General features: G+C 46.0%; 22 protein-coding genes. 7 read left to right on the top strand and 15 right to left on the bottom strand.

Annotated elements, in window-relative coordinates:
- Positions 1 to 74: 74 nt before the first annotated feature.
- From P7M01_RS04430 to purM, 11 genes are all read right to left on the bottom strand, one after another.
- Positions 75 to 1166 (bottom strand): acyltransferase family protein, encoded by a 1092-nt coding sequence (locus P7M01_RS04430; RefSeq protein WP_317483254.1) that lies wholly within the window; start codon positions 1164 to 1166, stop codon positions 75 to 77.
- Positions 1167 to 1387: 221 nt separating this feature from the next.
- Complete coding sequence (locus P7M01_RS04425; RefSeq protein ID WP_317483255.1) at positions 1388 to 1660, bottom strand: heavy-metal-associated domain-containing protein; 273 nt, start codon at positions 1658 to 1660, stop codon at positions 1388 to 1390.
- A complete protein-coding gene (locus P7M01_RS04420; RefSeq protein ID WP_317482186.1) occupies positions 1657 to 2019 on the bottom strand; it encodes a mercuric transporter MerT family protein in 363 nt (120 codons plus the stop codon). Before P7M01_RS04420 ends, P7M01_RS04425 begins: the two co-directional genes overlap by 4 nt.
- The gene (locus P7M01_RS04415; RefSeq protein ID WP_317483256.1) at positions 1994 to 3091 is read right to left on the bottom strand and encodes a transglutaminase-like domain-containing protein; all 1098 of its coding nucleotides are present in this window, start codon (positions 3089 to 3091) and stop codon (positions 1994 to 1996) included. Before P7M01_RS04415 ends, P7M01_RS04420 begins: the two co-directional genes overlap by 26 nt.
- Positions 3092 to 3241: 150 nt before the next feature.
- A complete protein-coding gene (locus P7M01_RS04410) occupies positions 3242 to 3859 on the bottom strand; it encodes a glucose-6-phosphate 1-dehydrogenase family protein (protein ID WP_317483257.1) in 618 nt (205 codons plus the stop codon).
- A 77-nt stretch (positions 3860 to 3936) separates the two neighbouring features.
- On the bottom strand, positions 3937 to 4764 hold the full coding sequence (gene apaH, locus P7M01_RS04405) for a bis(5'-nucleosyl)-tetraphosphatase (symmetrical) ApaH (RefSeq protein WP_317483258.1): 828 nt from the start codon (positions 4762 to 4764) through the stop codon (positions 3937 to 3939).
- Between the two features lie 3 nt (positions 4765 to 4767).
- A complete protein-coding gene (gene rsmA / locus P7M01_RS04400) occupies positions 4768 to 5637 on the bottom strand; it encodes a 16S rRNA (adenine(1518)-N(6)/adenine(1519)-N(6))-dimethyltransferase RsmA (RefSeq protein ID WP_317483259.1) in 870 nt (289 codons plus the stop codon).
- Positions 5638 to 5726: 89 nt separating this feature from the next.
- A complete protein-coding gene (locus P7M01_RS04395) occupies positions 5727 to 6674 on the bottom strand; it encodes a peptidylprolyl isomerase (protein WP_317475931.1) in 948 nt (315 codons plus the stop codon).
- A gap of 63 nt (positions 6675 to 6737) precedes the next feature.
- Positions 6738 to 7277, bottom strand: coding sequence for a bifunctional pyr operon transcriptional regulator/uracil phosphoribosyltransferase PyrR (gene pyrR / locus P7M01_RS04390; RefSeq protein ID WP_202936045.1), 540 nt, complete (start codon positions 7275 to 7277; stop codon positions 6738 to 6740).
- 85 nt (positions 7278 to 7362) lie between these two features.
- Positions 7363 to 8001 carry a phosphoribosylglycinamide formyltransferase gene (purN, locus tag P7M01_RS04385; RefSeq protein ID WP_202936046.1) on the bottom strand — a complete coding sequence of 213 codons (639 nt, stop codon included), beginning with the start codon at positions 7999 to 8001 and terminating at the stop codon, positions 7363 to 7365.
- A gap of 54 nt (positions 8002 to 8055) precedes the next feature.
- Positions 8056 to 9093, bottom strand: coding sequence for a phosphoribosylformylglycinamidine cyclo-ligase (purM, locus tag P7M01_RS04380; RefSeq protein WP_202936047.1), 1038 nt, complete (start codon positions 9091 to 9093; stop codon positions 8056 to 8058).
- Between the two features lie 586 nt (positions 9094 to 9679).
- On the opposite strand from purM, the gene rppH reads away from it, so the two are divergent.
- The 5 genes from rppH to tadA all read left to right on the top strand — a co-directional run bounded on the left by rppH (position 9680) and on the right by tadA (position 13802).
- Positions 9680 to 10273, top strand: coding sequence for an RNA pyrophosphohydrolase (gene rppH / locus P7M01_RS04375; RefSeq protein WP_202936048.1), 594 nt, complete (start codon positions 9680 to 9682; stop codon positions 10271 to 10273).
- Entirely contained in the window at positions 10270 to 11061 is a 792-nt protein-coding gene (locus tag P7M01_RS04370; protein ID WP_317483260.1) for a sulfite exporter TauE/SafE family protein, read from the top strand. Before rppH ends, P7M01_RS04370 begins: the two co-directional genes overlap by 4 nt.
- Positions 11062 to 11085: 24 nt before the next feature.
- Positions 11086 to 11901, top strand: a complete 816-nt coding sequence (gene lgt, locus P7M01_RS04365) for a prolipoprotein diacylglyceryl transferase (RefSeq protein WP_202936050.1) — start codon at positions 11086 to 11088, stop codon at positions 11899 to 11901.
- Between the two features lie 11 nt (positions 11902 to 11912).
- Positions 11913 to 12764, top strand: coding sequence for a thymidylate synthase (locus tag P7M01_RS04360; RefSeq protein WP_202936051.1), 852 nt, complete (start codon positions 11913 to 11915; stop codon positions 12762 to 12764).
- A gap of 486 nt (positions 12765 to 13250) precedes the next feature.
- Positions 13251 to 13802 carry a tRNA adenosine(34) deaminase TadA gene (gene tadA, locus P7M01_RS04355; protein WP_317483261.1) on the top strand — a complete coding sequence of 184 codons (552 nt, stop codon included), beginning with the start codon at positions 13251 to 13253 and terminating at the stop codon, positions 13800 to 13802.
- A gap of 28 nt (positions 13803 to 13830) precedes the next feature.
- Here the strand turns inward: tadA and rpoD are convergent, their stop codons facing one another.
- The 4 genes from rpoD to P7M01_RS04335 form a co-directional block, all read right to left on the bottom strand.
- Complete coding sequence (gene rpoD / locus P7M01_RS04350; protein WP_317483262.1) at positions 13831 to 15705, bottom strand: RNA polymerase sigma factor RpoD; 1875 nt, start codon at positions 15703 to 15705, stop codon at positions 13831 to 13833.
- 81 nt (positions 15706 to 15786) lie between these two features.
- Positions 15787 to 17550, bottom strand: coding sequence for a DNA primase (gene dnaG / locus P7M01_RS04345; protein WP_317475936.1), 1764 nt, complete (start codon positions 17548 to 17550; stop codon positions 15787 to 15789).
- Positions 17551 to 17642: 92 nt separating this feature from the next.
- Positions 17643 to 17858 carry a 30S ribosomal protein S21 gene (gene rpsU / locus P7M01_RS04340; protein ID WP_005701713.1) on the bottom strand — a complete coding sequence of 72 codons (216 nt, stop codon included), beginning with the start codon at positions 17856 to 17858 and terminating at the stop codon, positions 17643 to 17645.
- 294 nt (positions 17859 to 18152) lie between these two features.
- Entirely contained in the window at positions 18153 to 20147 is a 1995-nt protein-coding gene (locus tag P7M01_RS04335) for a TonB-dependent receptor domain-containing protein (protein WP_317483263.1), read from the bottom strand.
- Positions 20148 to 20366: 219 nt separating this feature from the next.
- Between P7M01_RS04335 and asd the strand changes: the two genes are divergently transcribed.
- Both asd and P7M01_RS04325 read left to right on the top strand, forming a co-directional pair.
- Positions 20367 to 21254, top strand: a complete 888-nt coding sequence (gene asd, locus P7M01_RS04330; RefSeq protein WP_202936056.1) for an archaetidylserine decarboxylase — start codon at positions 20367 to 20369, stop codon at positions 21252 to 21254.
- A 12-nt stretch (positions 21255 to 21266) separates the two neighbouring features.
- Positions 21267 to 21893 (top strand): FKBP-type peptidyl-prolyl cis-trans isomerase, encoded by a 627-nt coding sequence (locus P7M01_RS04325; RefSeq protein ID WP_202936057.1) that lies wholly within the window; start codon positions 21267 to 21269, stop codon positions 21891 to 21893.
- Positions 21894 to 21917 lie beyond the last annotated feature (24 nt).

Raw genomic sequence — 21917 nt, 5'->3', positions numbered from 1 at the left:
TATCGCGACGCTTTATCACCGAAAATCGGTTTATATCGCCTATTTCCGAAGCAATCGCAAATCCGCTTACGGCGTTATTTCAAACCGAACATAAACCGCGTTAACGGCATACTGTTAACGATGAGATAGCAAATAAAAGACAACAGGTAACCGGCCGTCACCAATAACATGAAATAAACGAACGGTGTCATGCCGGGAACGTCAAAATAATAGCCTAAAACAATCAAAACCGGATGATGAAACAAATACACGATGATTGCGGAACGCACTAAAAACGCGACGGCGCGGGAAGGCGGAAAAGACGAACTAAAAAAGAAATCGAATAATAACAAACTGACTGAAATGGCCGACGCATGCTGAATACAAATATTGATTGCCCGCATGGCGAACGGCAGATTTTCTTTTACTTCACTCACGCTAAAGGTTTGATAGCTTAAGCCCGCTATGGCGATAATCCACAAAAAAGTTTTAACCGATTTTTTATGAAAAAATCCGCGAATCGCTTCATTGCGATAAATCAGATAACCGATGAAAAAGTAAATGCTGTAATACAGCGTTTTTTCTATCAGATAGCCGTACAATGAATAAAACAACGAATGCTCCGCCATAGGAACGAACATATTCAAAACGAACTTAACGCTGAAAGGCAGATACATATAAAAAACCAATAATCCCAGTTTTACAAACCCGTTAAATCGGCTTAAATAAGCGAAGAATTTATCTATCGGCAATAAACAAATTAACGAAATTATCATTAAGGTTAATAAAAACCAGGAATGCACAATAAAATTCCCGATACCGATATTTTCCCGGGAAGTAATGCCATGCCCGACCACAAACCAAACTTCAAAAGAATTGATTAACAGAATAGAAAAAATCAGCGGCATCAATACCCGCAAATAGCGGCCTTTTAAAAAATAACGCTTGCCTTTTTTCACTAACACCATGGCCGAAAAGAAACCGGCAATTAAGAAAAACGCTTCTACTCGGAAGAAATGCGTGACATGCACGATATTATGAATTAACGCATCCTGATATCGTTCGCTGTGATAATTCCATTGATAAAAAGGACTGATGATCGACGCCGCATGAGTCAACACGCCAATTAACATCAACAACGCTCTGAGTTGATCTAATCCGTAATAATATTCTTTCCTGGCAATCATTAAAACCGGCTTCCCAATTTAACGTTTTATCTTTAAACGGATAAAAACGAGGTCATTAATCAGCTTTGTTTACCTTTCGTCATAATGACTTCTGCCGAATAGGACAGAACAAAGTTGTTCCAGTTTAATGAATCGAAATGCTTTTTCGAGTAAATTTGCCTAATATTACTCAAGCCTTACCGGATGAATATTAATCTTACAAAGAATAACCAAGGCTTACATTATTCTTTCACTACCGCATGATAATGCAACTTATCAATGGCGTTGATCATCATTTCGTCGGTGGCTTTTTCATCGGCGACCACTTTCACCAGACGCGTGTTGAAATCGGCTTTGGTGGACACCACGCCGTCAAGGTTGCGCAGTTCCTTGTTCACCAAATAAACGCAAAGCTGGCAGTTCATTTCTTCGATATGCAACGTCACCTTGCGTTCGGCGGCAAAACCGTTACCCGACAACAAAAGTGCGGTCACAAAAAGTAACGTTTTTTTCATTCTAAAAATTCCAAAATATAAGGTAAAACATAGGGATAACTTAAGAAAAAGAGAATCACCGGCGCCATTATCCAATATAAAATCCGCAATGTTCGACGGGATAAATATTTAGTGCAAATGATTTTATCGGAAAAATTCAGCAGCCAGAATCCGTAGCCGAAAGCGCCCAGAGAAATCACCAGCATGGGCACCTGCAAATAGCTGTATTCGCTTAGCTGCACCAACCAGGCGGAAGACACGCCGAAAGCCAAATAAAGCAGCGGCCCGATACAGCACAGAGTCGAAGCCACGGCGGCAGCCAGCGCCGTGGTACACATCGCCCAGAATTTGGCGTTAGCGCTCTTTTGAGGTGAATTCATAACCGAACTCTTTGGCGTCGTAAGAATTTAACGGATCGCCGCCCACTTCCGCATAAGGATAGCCAAAGTTATTCAGCGGCGCCAATTCCGGCATTGGATAAAGATTGAAATCCCGCGCGTGGTTAAAGCCCATCCAGTTGCCTTCCCAGTTTCCGAACAAATATTGCGAAACCGCTTGAGTATCCTTATCTTCCGCGGATTTCTTCTCGGTTAAGCGATATTTCGCCACATCCGCAGAATCCACCGGCACCCAGCCGAAGCCTGCTAAATAGAATTCCGCTCGACAATGTTGACCGCCGTTTTCATTGGCAACCTTATCTTTTGCGCCGCCGAAAGCGGATTGGGAATATTCGCCCATTTTCACCGCTCGACCTAAACGGATACCGAAAATTTCACGCGCCGGAATGCCGGAAGCGCGGGCTAAAGCCACGAAAACGGAGTTAATATCCGTGCATTTGCCTTTTAACGCGCCGGTGGTTAAGATTTTTTCCACATCGCCGTCTCCGCAGCCTAAAACGGAATTGTCCCGTTCCATATTGTTAACGATCCATTGGTGAATCAGCTCGGCTTTTTTCAACGGATTGTTTTCTTTGCCCGTAATTTTATCGGCGAACTGCTTGACGATGCCGTCGGTTTTGATGTGTTGAGTCGGTTGTAAATATTGCTGCACATCCACGGAATATTCAATTTTTTCAGGAACTTGATAATCTTTCAACAGACCTTGTTTCATCGGCTCGCGATCTTTGGTTTCGACGACAAGCTTAACCGTTAAATCGCGTTTAGCCGCATCTTTTTGCCACACGGCAAACAAGGTTTTAGCACCGTATCGGTTGTTTTCCGTGATATAGGCTTGTTGATAGTTACCGTCAAATTCGACGGATTTCACCTCCTGATAATCATTGCTGAAAGGCAACGGCACCCACAATTTGGTTTCGCCGCTCGAGCCTTTCGGCACCTGCAAATCGTAGCGTTGGGTAAATTCGTAAGTGTGCGTTGTCGTATTCGGTGAGGTTTGCGCCTGGGCCAACGCCGCAACAGAGGAAAGCGCGGCGGCTAAAATCAGTTTTTTCATGGAAAGTCCTTAGAGAAGTAAACAAACAAAACTTGTTATATTCAGGTTCAGCGCTGAGGACAGAATGAACCGCTGTTAAGAATAGCTTAAAATTTCAGAAAAGAAAATGAGATAAGCGGGATAAAGTGCGGTCATTTTTTGCGAAGTTTTTTATTGATGACATTTTTCATACAGCGGCAATAATTCTCGAATGGTGCGGCTGATAAAATTCACCACGTCAAGATGAGCCAGTTCGGCTTTCTCCACATTTTTGCCGATGCACCAGAAATCCTCGTCGGAACGCAAATTCAAGTCGGATTGAGTCAGTTGTTTTACCCGACGGAAATCCGCATATTCGCTTTTATCGCCGCGCCAAATATCAAACTCGGCGAATTGCCGGAAATCGAAATTATCCAGCCATTGATTGTATTGCTGAACGCTGATTTGCGAACGCTCCGCGCGATAACAATGCCAATCCAGGCTGACCTGCAAACGGCGGCGATTCAACAACACCGACAAAATCGCGGCGGAATTTTTGTTAAATTCATATTTGAAATAGGCAAAGAAGTGCGCGCGCACCTGCCAACCGTTGCACCATTTTTCGATATGCGGTTCGGCAAAAGGCGAACCGAGCCGCGCCGAAACCTGCAATATACAGTTTTTCCATTCGTTCCATTCCCGTTTGTAATCCGCTTTAATACGGGGAATGTCTTCAGGGCAATATTTTTTCAACTGGGCGAATTGAAAAAACGGAATATCGAATAATTGACAGCTTGCTTCGGAAATCATGCAAAAACTCCGTGATTTTTATGTGTAATCGCCGGTGCGATTATTTATGGCTTCGCTACCGTTGGCAAAGCTAAGGTTCAAAAAACGTGGCTTTTTTTGACCGCACTTTGACTGAAAATTCGTTTGTCGTCCCAGCGTAACAGCGTCATGCGATTGCCCCAGGCGCAGCCCGTATCCAACGCATAAATATTAGCCGGCGTCGAATAATCCACCAGACTTGCCCAATGGCCGAAAATAATATTTTCGGTTTTAAACAGCGGATTGTCGCAGGCAAACCAAGGCATTAATTCCGACGGCGCCTGCTCCGGCGGCAGCTTGCAGTCGAAATCCAAACGATGATCCGCATAACAGAAACGCATGCGGGTGAAAACATTAATGCTGTAACGTAAACGTTCAATTCCTTGCAAATCCGACGACCAACGTTCGGGACGGCTGTCGTACATTTGGCGCAATAAGGCGCGGTAATCCCCTTGCCGCAACACCGTTTCCACTTCACGCGCGCAAGCCTGCGCCGTCGCCACATCCCAATCCGGTGAAATGCCGGCGTGAACCAGGCTGAAATTCAAAGATTCATCATGCACAAATAACGGTTGACGGCGTAGCCAATCTATTAATTCATCAAAATCCGGCGCGGCAAAAAGTGCGGTCAAATTATCGCGAGTTTTTACTTTTTTAATGCCGTACGCGCAGGCAAGCAAATGCAAATCATGATTACCCAACACCGTCTGCGCCGATGAACCGAGATTCTTCACAAAGCGCAGGCATTCCAGCGATTTCTCGCCGCGGGCGACAAGATCGCCGGTGAGATAAAGTTTATCTTTGGCGGGATCAAACCGAACCCGTTCCAGTAGCATTTGCAGTTCGTCAAAACAGCCGTGCAGATCGCCGACAAAATAAGCGGACATATTTTATGCTTCCGTATCCAAGATTTCGCCGATGTCGCTGTCAAGCTCAGGCGGATTATCGTGCAGCCAGTTTGCCAGGCGAACATAATCGGCAATGGTTAAATTTTCAGCGCGCGCCGTTAAATCCACGCCAAGTGCGGTCAGATTTTCAGGCGAAAATAACGTTGAAAGCGCATTGCGCAACGTCTTACGGCGTTGATTAAACGCCTGGCTTGTCACGCGATTAAGCCAATACAAATCTTTCGCCGGATACGGTAATTCCTTGTGCGGAATCAAACGAACCACGGCGGAATCCACTTTCGGCGCCGGTTTGAAAGCGGTGGGCGGCACTTCCAACACCGGCATCACCCGGCAAAAATATTGGGTCATGATGGTCAGGCGACCGTACGCTTTGCTGTTCGGCGCCGCGCATAAGCGTTTCACCACTTCCTTTTGCAACATAAAGTGCATGTCCTGAATTTTGTCGTGAAACTGCAGTAAATGAAAAATTAACGGCGTGGAAATATTGTACGGCAAATTGCCGAATACGCGTAATTTCAAGCCTTGCCGGGCGAGATTTTGTTCTTCATATAATTTGCCGAAATCAAACTGCATGGCGTCGGTTTCAATTACATTCAGTTTTTGATGTAAAAACGGATGATGACGCAAACGCTCGGCTAAATCGCGATCCAGTTCCACCACGGTTAAGCGATCAAGTTGATCGGCGACCGGCTCGGTTAACGCGCCCAAACCGGGACCGATTTCAACCAGAAATTGTCCTTTTTGCGGATAAATGGCGGCGACAATGCTTTGAATAACGTTGTCGTCATGTAAGAAGTTTTGCCCGAACCGTTTGCGGGCGGTATGTCCCAGGTGTCGTTTGGAATTGTTCATAATAATTATGCTTAAAAATAAAAAAGAGTGGGCGAAACCCGCCCACTGAGAAAATTCGTGTAATCCTTTTGGTTAAGAACCCGATTAAATTACTTCGTTAAATATTTGATTTCTGCGCCCTTGCGTAACGCTTTCACCCAATCTTTCGAATATTCGCGAAGTTGCTCGTTAACCAAGGTTTCGTACGCTTTTTGACGGTAGGCTACATCCGTCATATCCCCTTGGCGAGTATCCGTCACTTCCAGAATATGCCAGCCGAACTCGGTTTTAAACGGTGCGGAAATCGTGCCTTGTTTAGTGGTTTTCACCACTTTAGCGAATTCCGGCACATAATTTTCCGGGAAAGCAAAGCCTAAATCACCGCCGTTGGCGCCGGAAAGATAGTCTTTCGAATAATTTTTTGCCGCCTCCGCGAAGGTGGTTTTACCGGTTTGAATATCCGTCCGTACTTGGTTTAACTGCGCTTTTGCCTGTTCATCGTTTAACAGCGGATTCAACTTCAACAGAATGTGACGCACTTTGTATTGGGTAGCGGTGACCGCTTTCGGATTACCGCTGGCTTTCGCCTGCTGCAACATTTTCTGACTTAATTCTTCCACCTGTTCGCGACTTACGTCCACACTTTTGCCGATACTGCGGTTACGCACTTCCGCCATCATAATTTGGTTGGAAATATTCGCTTTGAACTGAGACAAGCTGATGCCCTGATAATCCAATGCGTCCAGTAATTGCCCGTAGGTTAAACCGTTTTGCGCCGCGATATTGCGCACGATTTGATCCACTTGCGCCGGATTCACTTTAACGCCCGATTCTTTAATGGCTTTCTGCACCAACATATCATCGATAATTTTATCTACAGCGGCGCGGCGATTGCTTTCGGTATTCGCCCGTTTTCCCATCGCCCGTTGTAATTGACTCTCCAAAATAGGTTCGCCGTTCACTGTCGCCACGACCTGTTCAATCGCCTGAGCGCCGGTTGCAACGGCAAACAATCCTACTGCGGAAATGGCAATAGCCTTTAAATATCCTAATTTCATAAACTATACCAGATATAAGTTAATAAATTTGCTTATTAGAGAAAAAACGGCGGAAAAAGTTCCTTATCGCGGCAATAAAGCCACTTCATAACAACCGTCAAACTTCATCGTACGCACCTGCACTTTCTCGCTGCGGCTGGTCGGTACGTTTTTTCCTACGTAATCGGCACGAATCGGCAGCTCGCGATGCCCGCGATCCACAAAAATCACCAGTTCCACTCTGGACGCGCGCCCGAAATCCACTAAAGCATCCAGGGCCGCACGAATGGTTCTGCCGGTAAACAGCACATCGTCCACCAAAATCACGGTTTTATTCTGCACGCTGATGAAGTCGGAAGAACCGTTATACACCGGCGATTGGCTGCTCGGTTCGGCATATTCCAAATCATCGCGATAAAAAGTGATATCCAAATCAATAGACGGAATTTGAGAACCGGTTAACTCATTGATTTTCCGCTTAATTAATTCTGCAATTTCCGCTCCGCGGCGTTTAATTCCGACAATTACGAGTTCGTTTAAATTCTCGTGTTTTTCAATAATTTCGTGGGAAATTCGTGAAATCGTGCGCATAAACTGGTCTTCATCAATGATGATTTTTTCCATACCAATGCGTTCTCCAAAGGTTAATAAGTCAAAGACCGTATTACTATATCAAAAATCCGATAAAAAATGACCGCACTTTATGAAATTATTCGTCGGCATAGCCGTTTTCCGGCAATAATTTGCCGTCTAAATAGGCTTTGCCTTGAATTTCCTGCAAACGCCCATCGATAAACCACTTCACTACCAACGGATAAATCTGCAATTCCTGGGTTTTGACCCGCGCTTCAATATCCGAAATGTCGTCTCCGGGGAAAATCGGCACTTTCGCCTGTAAAATAACGGCGCCGCCGTCCAGTTCCGGCGTGACGAAATGCACGCTGGTACCGTGTTCGCTGTCGCCGGCGTCCAGCACTTGTTGATAAGTATTCAGTCCTTTATATTTCGGCAATAATGACGGATGAATATTAAGAATTTTCCCTGCAAAGCGCGTAACGAAACCTTCGCTCAGAATTTTCATGTAACCCGCCAACACGATTAAATCCGCGCCGATCTTTTCGATATAATCCCCGATGGCTTGGTCCATCGCCGCATGATCGGCGAAATCCCGACGGATAAAAAGTGCGGTAGGAATTTGCGCAGTTTTTGCCCGTTCCAAACCCAAAGCGGAAGCCTGATTACTGATGACCGCCGCCACCCTGGCATTAATACGGCCCGCCGCACAGGCATCGATAAGCGCCTGTAAATTCGTTCCCGTTCCTGAAATTAATACGACAATTTTTTTCATTATTAAAACCAAAAGCCCAATCCGGAGATCGGGCTTTGTTAAATTATTTTTCCATTAACGAATGATGACTTGCTCTTCTCCGGCATTCAACGGTTCGACCCGGCCGATTAACCAAGCATTTTCACCGGCCGTGCGCAAAACGTTCAACGCCTTTTCCGCTTCCGTCTCAGGCAACGCAATCACCATGCCGACGCCGCAGTTGAACGTACGGTACATTTCATGGCGGGTAATATTGCCCTGTTGTTGCAACCATTTAAACACAGGCTGCCATTCCCAGCTGCTTTCATCGATCACTACTTTCACATCTTTCGGTAACACGCGCGGAATATTTTCCCAGAAACCGCCGCCGGTCAAATGGGCAATGGCGTGCACTTCCGCTTTTTCGATTAACTCAAGTACGGATTTAACGTAAATTTTAGTAGGCGCTAACACCTGTTCCGCCAACGGTTTACCGGCTAATTGTTCGGTCGCCGGATTCACGCCCGCCACTTCAATTACTTTACGCACTAACGAGTAACCGTTTGAATGCGGGCCGCTTGAACCTAATGCAATTAACGCATCTCCCGCCCGCACTTTAGAGCCGTCCAGAATTTTTGACTTTTCCACCACGCCGACACAGAAACCCGCCAAATCGTAATCGCCCTCATGATACATGCCCGGCATTTCTGCGGTTTCGCCGCCCACTAACGCACAACCGGATTGCACGCAGCCTTCCGCAATGCCTTTTACTACATCGGACGCCACATCGACGTCTAATTTACCGGTGGCATAATAATCCAGGAAAAACAACGGCTCGGCGCCTTGCACCACTAAATCGTTTACACACATGGCAACCAAGTCGATTCCGATGGTATCGTGTTTTTTCAAATCAATAGCCAAACGCAGTTTGGTTCCCACCCCGTCAGTCCCCGACACCAACACCGGTTCTTTATATTTGGTCGGTAAAGCGCACAATGCGCCAAATCCGCCTAAACCGCCAATCACTTCCGAACGCGTGGTGCGTTTCACATGCGGTTTAATGCGTTCGACCAATTCATTACCCGCGTTAATATCGACGCCCGCGTCTTTATAACTTAAAGATTGTTTGCTCACGGTAAATTTCCTTCTAAAGATTAGGTGAGTAAAAAATTTGTGGCGTATTGTATCAGCTAACGTAATCGTTTGCGATAATTTTCCGCGTACGGCGGAGAAAAATCCGCCCGGTGAAAATCGGTTATTTTTTGACCGGCGCTAATCCGGCCTAAACGGGAAAAATTTCCGGCTCATCACTTCAGGTTTAACTTATTGATTTTATTTCTATATTTAGAACCAAGCCCCTTCAACCGAGAATATTTTACAGTGTTCTTCCCGACTTCAATCACAACCTTATCCACAAAAAAACTGAATAACTCATAAATGGCTTTTCCCGCTTCCCGAACGGTCAAAATCCGAGCGAAATATCGTCCTTTTCCCGATAAAAAGTGTGGTCAATTTTTGCTTTAAATTTCAGATAACCATATTCGGAACCCCGTTACTTTCCGAATCTTCGGCGGGATCGGAATTTTCTATCTCCCAATTATCCCCAAATTTATCCACAATACGAAGAATGGCGCGAGATAAACCGCATACAGTATTGGCGAAATCCGCCTGCTATGACATAATTCATGCTTATGAATTTTTACAGTTAAGGTGAAGGATAGTGATCGACTTCGATGGCTACCGTCCTAATGTTGGCATTGTGATTTGTAACCGCAAAGGACAAGTGCTTTGGGCAAAAAGGTACGGGCAAAACTCTTGGCAATTTCCGCAAGGCGGCATCAACGAAGGCGAAACGCCCGAACAAGCGATGTATCGCGAATTGTTTGAAGAAGTGGGATTGCAGAAAAAAGACGTCAAAATTCTTTACGCTTCGAAGCAATGGCTGCGTTATAAATTGCCGAAACGACTATTGCGGCACGACAGTAAACCCGTTTGCATCGGGCAGAAACAACGTTGGTTTCTGTTGCAGTTACTTTGTAATGAAAAAGAAATTGATATGGGCCGTACGCAATCTCCCGAATTCGACGGCTGGCGCTGGGTCAGCTTCTGGTATTCCGTTCGTCAGGTGGTTTCCTTTAAACGCGATGTATATCGCCGGGCAATGAAAGAATTTGCGCAATTTTTATTCGATCCGAGCAAAAATGAGACCGCACTTTTTCAACATAACGAAGCCGGAAAGGCGGAATCCGGCAAAAAGCAACCCTATTACCACAAATACGCCCCTCAAAATAAAAAAGGGAAAAAACGCAGATGATAACGTTATTTTTAATTTGCCTGCCGGTTGGTTGTTTAGTCGGTTTTCTGGCGGGCTTGTTCGGTATCGGCGGGGGATTGGTGATTGTGCCCGTGCTGGTTTATTTGCTTCCGCTGGCCGGCGTACCGGATTCTCTGCTAATGACGACCGCGCTGGGCACATCTTTCGCCACCATTATCGTAACGGGCGCGTCTTCCGCCTATAACCACTATAAAATAGGCAATATTCGCTGGTCGTCGCTGAAAGTGTTTGCACCGTCCATTATGATCGCCACATACCTGGCGAGCTTATTTATCAGCAACCTGCCGCGCGAGCTGGCAAGTAAAATATTTGCCGCATTAGTGGTTTATCTTGCCGCCAAAATGGTTTTATCCGTTAAATCCAAAACGGGCGACAAACCGCTAACCACGCAGGCCGCTATTATCGGCGGCTCCGTCATCGGTGTTTTATCCAGCGGCGCAGGTATCGGGGGCGGCGGTTTTATCGTGCCATTTCTGAACAGCCGCGGTTACGAAATGAAGCAGGCAATCGGTTCTTCTTCATTCTGCGGCATGTTGTTGGCATTGTCCGGCACCTTAAGTTACATCACCAGCGGCTGGAACAACGCCAATATGCCGGAATGGTCCCTGGGTTACGTTTATCTGCCGGCTATGTTAGGTATTGTGGCAACCTCCATGTTTACTACCAAATTCGGCGCAATGACCGCAACCAATCTGCCGGTCGCCAGACTTAAACGTTATTTTGCCGTTTTCTTACTGCTGATTGCCGTTAAAATGTTTATTGCATAAACAGAATTTATTTTCAGGATTTTTATGACAAATTTTATTCATCTTCCTTACATCGATCCGGTTATTTTTTCTATCGGGCCCATCAGCCTGCGCTGGTACGGCGTGATGTATTTATTGGGTTTTGCCTTCGCTTACTGGTTGGGTTTACGCCGGGTGAGAAAATCACAAGGCGCCTGGACCGAAGATCAATTCGAGCAATTGCTTTACAACTGCTTCGCCGGCGTGATTTTGGGCGGACGAATCGGCGATGTTTTTTTCTATAATTTCGATATTTTTTTACAGGATCCGCTTTATTTATTCCGCATCTGGGAAGGCGGCATGTCTTTCCACGGCGGGTTAATCGGCGTGATTATCGCCATGATTCTGACTTCCGTCCGCCAAAAACGCAGTTTCTGGCAAACCGCCGATCTGATTGCACCGCTGATTCCGTTCGGATTAGGATTGGGCCGCCTCGGAAACTTTATTAATAACGAACTTTGGGGTCGTCCGGTGGAAAATCCCGACGCCGTACCTTGGGCGATGTTTCCTTACGGTTATACCGGCGATGTGCCGTTGCACCCGTCACAACTTTACGAAATGCTGCTGGAAGGCGTGTTGCTGTTTATCATTCTGAATCTGTTTATCCGTCGGTCCCGGCCTCAAGGCGCGGTTTCCGGTCTGTTTTTAATCGGCTACGGCTTGTTCCGGTTCTTAGTGGAGTACGTACGCGAAATCGATCATCACGTCAACACGGCAAGCGATCTGATTACGCGAGGACAAATGCTGTCGCTGCCGATGATCATTATCGGCATCGCTGTCATGATTTGGGCGTATTCACATAAAAGTGCGGTCAAAAAATAAGGAGTTTTTTTATGCGTCAATATTTAGATTTATGTCAGCGTATCGTGGATGAAGGCGTCTGGGTGGAAAACCGACGCACGGGCAAACGCTGCCTCACCGTGATTAACGCCGATTTAACCTATAACGTGGCAGATAACGAATTTCCTATTATTACCACCCGCAAAAGCTACTGGAAAGCCGCTATCGCCGAATTTCTGGGCTACATTCGCGGTTACGATAACGCGGCGGATTTCCGCAAACTCGGCGCGAAAACCTGGGATGCCAACGCCAACGAAAATCAAGCCTGGTTAAACAATCCCGCCCGTAAAGGCACCGACGATATGGGACGCGTTTACGGCGTACAAGGGCGCGCATGGCGTAAACCCAACGGCGAAACCGTGGATCAACTGCGCAAAATCGTGGATGATCTCAGCCGCGGGATTGACGATCGCGGTGAAATTTTAACCTTCTTAAATCCCGGCGAATTCGATCTCGGTTGCCTGCGCCCCTGCATGTACAATCACACCTTCTCATTACTCGGCGACACGCTGTATTTAACCAGCTATCAACGTTCCTGCGACGTGCCGCTCGGCCTGAACTTCAACCAAATTCAGGTTTTCACTTTCTTAGCCTTAATGGCGCAGATTACCGGCAAAAAGCCCGGACAGGCGTACCATAAAATCGTCAACGCGCATATTTATGAGGATCAGCTGGAATTAATGCGGGATGTGCAGCTCAAACGCCAACCGTTCCCATCGCCGAAACTGGAAATTAATCCGGATATTAAAACCTTAAAAGATTTGGAAACCTGGGTGACGATGGATGATTTTAAGGTGGTGGGATATGAATGCCACGAGCCGATTAAATATCCGTTTTCGGTATAAATTTATTTCTTACTTTCTTTGCTTCGCCAAAGGTTCCATACTTTTCTTTGCTTGCACAAAGAAAAGTATGCAAAAGAAAGTGCCCCCGACTTCGGTGCCGTTCTTCGTTTGGTTGAAATTTTCTTGACGGAAAATAAGTAAACTCGTTACGCTCAAACAAACTTCTTTTCCTGAAAATTTCAAGTCGATCAGGCGCCTCAGACGGGGCCTCTTAGAGCGTGATAATAAAAGTGCGGTTAAATTTCTGAATGTTTTTTATAATTCGTTGAAAAGGCTATCATTTTAATACGCCGGCACTTTCCCCTTTTTGCCGCCTAAAAATGGTTAAATTTATAGAAAATCTTGTTTGTCTGAGCGTAGCGAGTTTACAAGATTTTCGTGAAACAAATTTAAGTATTTTCAGGAAATAAGGCAAAACGGGGGCGCCTTTCTTTGCTTACTTTCTTTGGCGAAGCAAAGAAAGTAAGTGATTAAAATAAAAAAACTATGAACACATCAATACCCGAAAATCAAATTTCTCTCGATGAATTCTTCATGAACCGCGCGCTTACGCTTGCCGATAAAGCGCAGGCAACGGGTGAAATTCCCGTAGGCGCGGTTCTGGTGGATGAGAACAACCGAATTATCGGTGAAGGCTGGAATTTATCGATTACCCGCAGTGATCCGACGGCGCATGCGGAAATTATGGCGTTACGTCAGGGCGCGGAGAAAATTCAGAATTACCGCTTATTGAATTGCACCCTTTACGTCACGCTGGAACCTTGCACCATGTGCGCCGGCGCGATTCTACACAGTCGGATTAAACGGCTGGTTTTCGGTGCGGCTGATGAGAAAACCGGCGCGGTCGGTTCCCGTTTTCATTTTTTTGAAGATTATAAAATGAATCACGTCATCAGAGTAACCGGCGGCGTGTTAGCGGAAAAGTGCGGGCAAAAATTGAGTGATTTTTTTAGCATGCGGCGGGAACAGAAAAAAGCGCAAAAACAAGCTCGTCAAGCCGGACAAAAAACCGTCGAAAAACAAAAATCCACCTTATAAAGGTGGATTTTAACAAATGTAAGAACCGCTATTCGTCCAGGAAACTGCGTAATGTTTCCGAGCGGCTCGGATGACGCAATTTGCGCAATGCTTTTGCTTCGATTTGACGAATACGTTCGCGCGTCACATCGAACTGTTTACCCACTTCTTCCAACGTGTGATCCGTATTCATATCAATCCCGAAACGCATGCGCAACACTTTCGCCTCACGCGGGGTTAAACCTTCCAGCACTTCGTGCGTCGCCACTTTCAGACTTTGCGCCGTTGCGCTGTCTAACGGCAGTTCAAGAGTGCTGTCTTCAATGAAATCGCCTAAATGGGAATCATCGTCGTCACCAATCGGCGTTTCCATGGAAATCGGTTCTTTAGCGATTTTCAGCACTTTACGGATTTTATCTTCCGGCATGCCCATGCGTTCCGCCAATTCTTCCGGAGTGGCTTCCCGTCCCATTTCCTGCAGGCACTGACGGGAAATCCGGTTTAACTTGTTAATGGTTTCGATCATGTGTACAGGAATACGGATGGTGCGCGCTTGGTCCGCAATCGAGCGGGTAATCGCCTGACGAATCCACCATGTGGCATAAGTCGAAAACTTATAACCGCGGCGATATTCGAATTTATCCACCGCTTTCATCAAACCGATGTTACCTTCCTGAATTAAATCCAAAAACTGTAAACCGCGGTTGGTATATTTTTTCGCAATGGAGATCACCAAACGTAAATTCGCTTCCACCATTTCTTTTTTGGCGCGACGGGCTTTTAATTCGCCTTGAGAAATACGATCGCCGATATCCCGGATTTGCTCGATAGTTAAGTGAGTTTCCTGTTCCAAATTCTGTAATTTGGCTATTGAAGCGCGAATATCCTCCGCATATTTCGCCAGTTTTTCCGCATAAGGTTTCTTGCCGCCCAGTAATTTGGTTAACCAGGCGTCGTTGGTGCCTTTGCTCGCGGAGAAAATTTTCACAAATTCTTCTTTCGGCATTTTGGCATAATCCACCGCCCAACGCTGAATTTGGCGTTCTTCGATGCGGATGCGTTTCATCATGTCGCGCATCGGAATGACCAACACATCAAATTGGCGCGGCACCAAACGGAATTGAGTGAAAATATCGGACAACGCTTTCATTTGTTCGCGCGCTTTCACACTGGCGCGACCGTGTTTGGCAATCGCCGCAATGGTTTTATCGTGTTGATCTTTTAACGCATGGAATTTTTCACGGGCGACTTCCGGATCGATAGAATTGTCATTGTCATCATTGGAACCGTTGTTATCGCCGTTGCTTTCTTCGTCTTCGCTTTCATCGTCCAGATCCGCATCCACTTCGATATCCGCATCTTCGTCATCCGATAAATCTTCGCTAAATTCGACCGCACTTTCCTCTTCCACCGTCGGATCCACAAAACCGGTAATCAAATCCGCCAGGCGAACGCCGCCTTCTTCCACTTGCGCATATTGGTGAAGTAAATAAGTGATGCCTTCCGGATATTCCGCAATGGCGCTTTGTACCTCGTTAATACCGTCTTCAATGCGTTTGGCGATGCCGATTTCGCCTTCCCGGTCAAGCAGTTCCACACTGCCCATTTCGCGCATATACATGCGCACCGGATCGGTCGTGCGGCCCAGTTCGGATTCCACGCTGGAAAGCACTTGCGTGGCTTCTTCCACCGCATCTTCGTCGGTTTCGGTAATATTTTCGTTTAACAAAAGATCATCGGCATCAGGTGCGGTTTCCAACACTTGAATACCCATATCATTAATCATTTGAATAATGTCTTCGATTTGATCGGTATCCACCAAATCTTCAGGGAGATGATCGTTCACTTCCGCAAAAGTCAAATACCCCTGCTCTTTCCCTTGGGCGATTAACAATTTCAATTGAGATTGTGGATTATGCTCCATAGTGATCCGCCTTTGATTAATTTGTCATTCTGATAAAGAAATAAATTTTAACATTGTTATGACAGTTTACCTAGAATTGTTTTACGCTCGTTCCCGGCTCAATAATTGTGCAAGCTCTTGTTTTTCATCCAAATCCAGGCCTTGTTTACGATCTTTCGCGATCAAATCCTCTATGCGCTGAGATTGCAATTGATTGGCGAAAAATGCGAGCGTATCGATAAACGTGACGGTAATATTGTCGTCTTCGATTAAATGATCCCACACCGACAGAATTTCAAGGGACTTGGCATAATTTGTACCGCGGAAATATTCCAGAATCTGTCCCATGGTAATGCCCACATTTTCACGACAAAGTGCGGTCAGATTTTCTAACAAATCCAGGCCGTTTACGTCCGTTTTCAATTCCTTAAACGCTTCCAGCGTATAAGGCAGTTGCGCCAGTTCGGGATTTTGCAGCAATAATGCAACCAGGACGCGCATCGGCGTGCGTTTCATTTCCGGCGCCGTTTTGACCGCATTTTTCCCCGGCTGTCCGCCTTTGGCAAATAATTTTTCAATTTGGGCCGGTTCAATAATACCGAGCTTTAACGCCAGCGTATTCTGCAAATATACCCGCAACATATCGCCCGCTACGCGATTAATCAGCGGCACCGCCAACGCGGCTAACTTGCTTTTTCCCTCTTTAGTGGAAAGATCCACTTGTTGCAGTAAATGGTCGAACAGAAAATCATGCAAGGTTTGCGCCGTTTGAATATAGGATTCAAAGCCTTCTTTGCCGAACTGACGAATATAACTGTCGGGATCTTCTTTCTCCGGCAGGAAAACGAACTTTAACTGACGACCGTCTTCCAAATAAGGCAAAGCATTTTCCAACGCGCGCCAGGCGGCGGCACGTCCGGCGCGATCGCCGTCATAACAGCAAACAACCTGTTCCGTCGCTCTGAAAACCAACTGGATTTGTTCGGGCGTCGTTGCCGTGCCCAGTGACGCCACCGCATAATTCACACCGAATTGAGCAAGCGCCACCACGTCCATATAACCTTCGACCACCAGCAACATTTCCGGCGATTCATTCGCCTGTAACGCTTCAAATAATCCGTAAAGTTCGCGCCCTTTGTGATACGTCACGGTTTCCGGCGAATTCAGGTATTTCGGCGTGCCGTCTCCCATTACGCGGCCGCCGAAAGCAATAACCCGCCCGCGGCGATCCCGAATCGGGAACATAATGCGATGACGAAACGCATCATAAAGCCCGCCGCGTTCATTACGTTTCACCATACCCAAAGTAAACAGACGTTCCTGTTCTTCTTTGGTTCGTCCGAAATGCCGCAACACGAAATCAAAACTGTCCGGCACATAACCGATACCAAATTTACGGATTATTTCTTCGGATAAACCGCGTTGCTGCAGGTAAGCCTGAGCGGGAATCGCCGTGGTAAGCTGTTTTTGATAAAGCGTGGCAATATCTTGCATCAGCTCGTATAAATCGCGCTTTGCCTGAAAACCGATCGGCGTTTTTTGATTTTTACGATCGCCATATTGCTCCCGCGGAACATCCAGCCCTAACATCGCCGCCAATTCTTCCACCGCTTCCACAAACTCCAGTTTGTCGTATTCCATTAAAAAATTCAGTGCGTTGCCGTGAGCGCCGCAACCAAAACAATGATAAAACTGTTTGTTTTTACTGACGGTAAAAGAAGGCGTTTTTTCATGATGAAAAGGACAGCATGCCTGATAATTATTGGTACCGGCTTTTTTAAGTTTAACGCGAGAACCCACTACATCGACAATATCCGCTTGAGCGACAATATCATTGATGAAATCCCGTGGAATATGTCCTGCCATGGTAAATTCTCCTGCGTTTAAAGCAACAAAACCGCGATCCCACTGGCATCACGGTTTGTTGAACTCGAGTTTTAATTCGTTAACGTGACGAATTAGTATAAACGTGTATTACGTGCATTTTCGCGAGCGACGCGTTTCGCGTGACGTTTTGCACGAGTTGCGTTTTCACGTTTACGAATTGTCGTCGGTTTTTCGTAGAATTCACGAGCGCGAACTTCCGCTAAAATACCGGCCTTTTCGCAAGAGCGTTTAAAACGACGTAATGCAACGTCAAATGATTCGTTTTCACGTACTTTAATTACTGGCATATGCCATCACCTCTAGTAAAATTTTGATAATAAGTTAGTTAATTTTGCAAAATTACTGAGCAACTTACTCAATAAGGGTCGTAATTCTACTTCACTTAGCCTATAAAAGTAAAGTTTAAATTTCGTCACATTGCCCGCGCTTTCGGCTAATTTCGCGAAATAATGTAAAAAGTGCGGTAAAAAAACGCAATGTTTTTTTACGTCGGCTTTGTCGGCGGGTTCAACGGGGCGATTAATGCTTTCAAACGCCGCAAACAAAAAAGACGGACTTAATCGTCCGTCTTTCGAGCCAAACTAGAATTTATAGGAAACACTGAGTTTGTAGTTGCGACCCGGGTCTAAGTCAACGGAATCATAGTATTGGGTACTGTGATCTTTATAAGCGCGATCGAAAATATTATCAATACCGAAGGTTAATTCCAAACCCTTCACTTGAGTCGGCGCCCAGCTTACATAAGCGTTGCTGACGGCGTATTCTTCTTTCGTCGTAATCGATGAAGCGGAAGTGGCATAAGCTAAACCGCGAACAAGCATGGTATTCCAGCCCATTTCAACGCCGATATTCGGAATACGGTAATCAACCGCGAAAGTATAACGATCGCCGGAATCCGGGAAGGCGGAATAACCGTTCTCTTTTCGTTCGCTGCGGGCACGGGCGTAACTTACCCGGGCGCTGAAATTATCAATCCAATAACGGGCCTGAGTTTCGACGCCGCGCAATTTTACATCGCCCAGGCTGGCATAAATACTTCCGCCGCCCGCCGGATTAGCGATGGATTGATTAATGTTGTCGTAATCGGTACGGAAATATTTTGCCGTGATGGAGAAACCGTCAACATCAGTGAAAATACCGTCATGTTTATAATTGAAACCGACCTCTTTGTTATCGCCGCGCGTCGGTTCCAGGCTGCCGGTATAACGTCCCGGCGCGACCAGTGTCAATTCGCCGAAACCCGGTCCTTTAAACAATTCCGTATAATTGGCAAAGAACATTAAATCGTCCGTGGCCAGATATTTTAAACCCAAGGCTTTTGAAAAACGGTGATACGTTTTATCCAGATCGATTAAATCCGCTTTGTAATGATCAAAACGCAAGCCCGGTGTAATCACGAAATCACCGACAGCGATAGCATCTTCAACGTAAATCGAAGTAGAATCGGAATGTTGTTTATAATCGGGACGATAACCCGTTATGCGACCGGTACGACGATTAGTTTCCACGCCGCCATAACGTAATGCGGTGGTTTTATAATATTCGCCGCCTACAAGCACGCTATGGTTGGTAATACCCAATGTAAAATCAGAACGGTTGGATAAAGTTCCGCCGACGGTTTTCACTTTACTTTGTTTACGGTTCATAGAAGAATTTTCGGTTTCCGTATAATAAGTATTGGCTTTAATGTTCACCCAGTTGTTATCACTTGGATTATAGGCATAGCTCAAAGTATAAGTAGAACGTTCAATAACGGATTCCGCTTTACCGTGACTTGCCTGAATATATCCCGCATCACCCGGTTGCGGGACATCTCCCAAACACATCGCCATATTGGCGCGGAAGCAATTCACCGCCGTATTGGTATAATGTTCCGCCGTCGCTTTCACCCAATGATTTTCGCCAAAGTTGTACTTCGCTTTAAACAAATAATCCTGAACTTTCCCTTTATTTTGATTTTTCAGACCGTTACCGTCTTTCCCGTTTTCCTGATGACGATAATTAAAATAGCCCAATAAATCCCAATTTCCGGCACGCCCGTATAACATCCCCATGCCCTGGTTGGAATCGCCGTTGGAACCATAAGAATATTTCACCTTACCGCCGAAATTCCGACCTTCTTCCAACATATCTTCCGCGTCCACCGTTTCAAATTTTATTGAACCGCCTAACGAACCCGCACCCGTCGCCACGGAATTGGAACCGACATCAATATCCACCCGTTTCAAAATTTCAGGATCAATCCCGTAATTCCCTGAATGATGGAAGGAATAACCTTCCTGACGAGCGCCGTCTACCGTAATATTCAAATATTCTTCGCTCACACCACGAACGTTATAACGTTCAACGATAGAACGCGCACCGTTCACATTCACGCCCGGCACGCCGCGCAAAACGTCGGACATTTTCTCCGCCTGACGCACTTTTACCACACCCTTGGCGGCAACATTTTCTTTCTGCGGCGAATAATTATCGCTCACCACATCGATAGTATCCAATTGTTCGGGTGCGGCGGCCTGCACGGACATCGCCACAAACGCCGCCACGGGCAGCAATGCAAAATGTGTTTTTTTCATGTTTTTTCCTTGGTTAAATTGTTTTTGATAAAAACGCGAATAATTATTATTTATAATAATATTACCCGTCAAGAAAAACTTAAAAAAATTTGACCGCACTTTTCTTGTGGGAAAAGACCGGCAATCGATTACCTCAAATCCCGGCCGCAACAACAGGCGACATTCCCTTCAGATATTGTTATAATCCCCGCATTATTTTTCGCTTAAAAGAGGAAGATTATGAATTTATTAGAAAAAACTTTAGATTTAAGTTATTGGAAACGTCTGAAAATTGCCTTCCAATATGTGATGCCGCAAAAATATCTCACCCAATTTGCCGGTTGGTTTGCCAAACAAAAATGGGGAAGCGTCACCCACTTCGCGATTAAAATGTTCGCTAAAAAATACGATATCAACATGGATGAAGCGGCAAAAGAAAACTTCAGCGATTATGCTTCCTTCAACGAATTTTTTATCCGCAAATTAAAAGACGACGCCCGCAAAATCGACGAAAATCCGACCGCACTTTGTCAGCCGGCCGACGGCAAAATCAGTCAGTGCGGACATATTTTTGACGAAACCATGTTGCAGGCCAAAGGACATAGTTTCAGCCTGCGCGATTTATTAGCCGGCGATGAAGAATTAACGGAAACCTTTAAAAACGGCGAGTTTGCCACCACTTATTTATCACCGCGCGATTATCACCGCGTTCATATGCCGTGCGACGCCACATTACGCAAAATGATTTATGTGCCGGGCGATTTATTTTCGGTGAATCCGTTTTTAAACGAGCACATCCCGAACTTACTCGCCCGTAACGAGCGCGTCATTTGCGTATTTGATACCGAATTCGGAAAAATGGTACAAATTCTGGTGGGTGCCACCATTACCGCCAGCATCAGCACCGTTTGGGCGGGAATAATTAATCCGCCGCGTTTAACCCATGTGAAAAGTTGGGATTATGACGGCGAACAAGCGATAAAATTGACGAAAGGCCAGGAAATGGGAGCATTTCAGTTGGGCTCGACCGTCATCAATTTATTCCAGCAAGATCGCGTGAAATTAGCGGAAAATTTAGATGTCGACAGCGTAACGCGAGTCGGCGAAGTATTGGCTTTTAAAAAGTAAGAAGGAAAAACAATGTCAATTTTTGACTCGGTAAAATTGGAAAGCGTCGCCGAAAAAGGCGGTTACGGTGTGGGTTTACAAATCGGTCAGCAGCTTGCAGACAGCGGTTTGGGCGTATCCGCCGAAGCCGTAGCAAAAGGAATTTACGACGTATTGAATCAAAACCCGCCGGCGCTGGATTTAAACGAAGTAACGGCGGCGTTACAACAATTACAACAAGCGGCACAGGAAGCGGCTCAGGCGCAATTCAAAAAAGTTGAAGAAGAAGGCCGTGCGTTTTTAGTGGAAAATGCGAAAAAAGCCGGCGTAAACGTGACCGAAAGCGGTTTGCAATACGAAATTCTGACAGAAGGCAACGGCGCTAAACCAAGCCGTCAGGATAGCGTTCGCGTACATTACACCGGCACCTTAACCGACGGCACCACATTCGACAGTTCCGTGGTCCGCGGCACGCCGGCGGAATTCCCGGTGAGCGGCGTCATTGCAGGCTGGACCGAAGCATTGCAATTAATGCCGGTGGGTTCAAAATGGCGCTTAACCATTCCGCATAATCTCGCCTACGGCGAACGCGGCGCAGGCGCTTCCATTCCGCCGTTCAGCGTATTGGTGTTTGAAGTGGAATTATTGGATATTCTTTAATTTCAATAAATTAAACAAAAGTGC

Origin of the sequence: Exercitatus varius (genome assembly GCF_029577735.1) — a bacterium.
Lineage (GTDB): Bacteria > Pseudomonadota > Gammaproteobacteria > Enterobacterales > Pasteurellaceae > Exercitatus > Exercitatus varius.
Note: the sequence above shows the minus strand (reverse complement) of the source record. Positions and strands in the feature narration are given on the sequence as shown.

Bases quoted from the DNA above. Each gene is read 5' to 3' on its own strand.
- P7M01_RS04430 (WP_317483254.1), bottom strand. From the start codon at position 1,166: ATGATTGCCAGGAAAGAATATTATTACGGATTAGATCAACTCAGAGCG.
- P7M01_RS04425 (WP_317483255.1), bottom strand. From the start codon at position 1,660: ATGAAAAAAACGTTACTTTTTGTGACCGCACTTTTGTTGTCGGGTAAC.
- P7M01_RS04420 (WP_317482186.1), bottom strand. From the start codon at position 2,019: ATGAATTCACCTCAAAAGAGCGCTAACGCCAAATTCTGGGCGATGTGT.
- P7M01_RS04415 (WP_317483256.1), bottom strand. From the start codon at position 3,091: ATGAAAAAACTGATTTTAGCCGCCGCGCTTTCCTCTGTTGCGGCGTTG.
- P7M01_RS04410 (WP_317483257.1), bottom strand. From the start codon at position 3,859: ATGATTTCCGAAGCAAGCTGTCAATTATTCGATATTCCGTTTTTTCAA.
- apaH (WP_317483258.1), bottom strand. From the start codon at position 4,764: ATGTCCGCTTATTTTGTCGGCGATCTGCACGGCTGTTTTGACGAACTG.
- rsmA (WP_317483259.1), bottom strand. From the start codon at position 5,637: ATGAACAATTCCAAACGACACCTGGGACATACCGCCCGCAAACGGTTC.
- P7M01_RS04395 (WP_317475931.1), bottom strand. From the start codon at position 6,674: ATGAAATTAGGATATTTAAAGGCTATTGCCATTTCCGCAGTAGGATTG.
- pyrR (WP_202936045.1), bottom strand. From the start codon at position 7,277: ATGGAAAAAATCATCATTGATGAAGACCAGTTTATGCGCACGATTTCA.
- purN (WP_202936046.1), bottom strand. From the start codon at position 8,001: ATGAAAAAAATTGTCGTATTAATTTCAGGAACGGGAACGAATTTACAG.
- P7M01_RS04370 (WP_317483260.1), top strand. From the start codon at position 10,270: ATGATAACGTTATTTTTAATTTGCCTGCCGGTTGGTTGTTTAGTCGGT.
- lgt (WP_202936050.1), top strand. From the start codon at position 11,086: ATGACAAATTTTATTCATCTTCCTTACATCGATCCGGTTATTTTTTCT.
- P7M01_RS04360 (WP_202936051.1), top strand. From the start codon at position 11,913: ATGCGTCAATATTTAGATTTATGTCAGCGTATCGTGGATGAAGGCGTC.
- tadA (WP_317483261.1), top strand. From the start codon at position 13,251: ATGAACACATCAATACCCGAAAATCAAATTTCTCTCGATGAATTCTTC.
- rpoD (WP_317483262.1), bottom strand. From the start codon at position 15,705: ATGGAGCATAATCCACAATCTCAATTGAAATTGTTAATCGCCCAAGGG.
- dnaG (WP_317475936.1), bottom strand. From the start codon at position 17,550: ATGGCAGGACATATTCCACGGGATTTCATCAATGATATTGTCGCTCAA.
- rpsU (WP_005701713.1), bottom strand. From the start codon at position 17,858: ATGCCAGTAATTAAAGTACGTGAAAACGAATCATTTGACGTTGCATTA.
- P7M01_RS04335 (WP_317483263.1), bottom strand. From the start codon at position 20,147: ATGAAAAAAACACATTTTGCATTGCTGCCCGTGGCGGCGTTTGTGGCG.
- asd (WP_202936056.1), top strand. From the start codon at position 20,367: ATGAATTTATTAGAAAAAACTTTAGATTTAAGTTATTGGAAACGTCTG.
- P7M01_RS04325 (WP_202936057.1), top strand. From the start codon at position 21,267: ATGTCAATTTTTGACTCGGTAAAATTGGAAAGCGTCGCCGAAAAAGGC.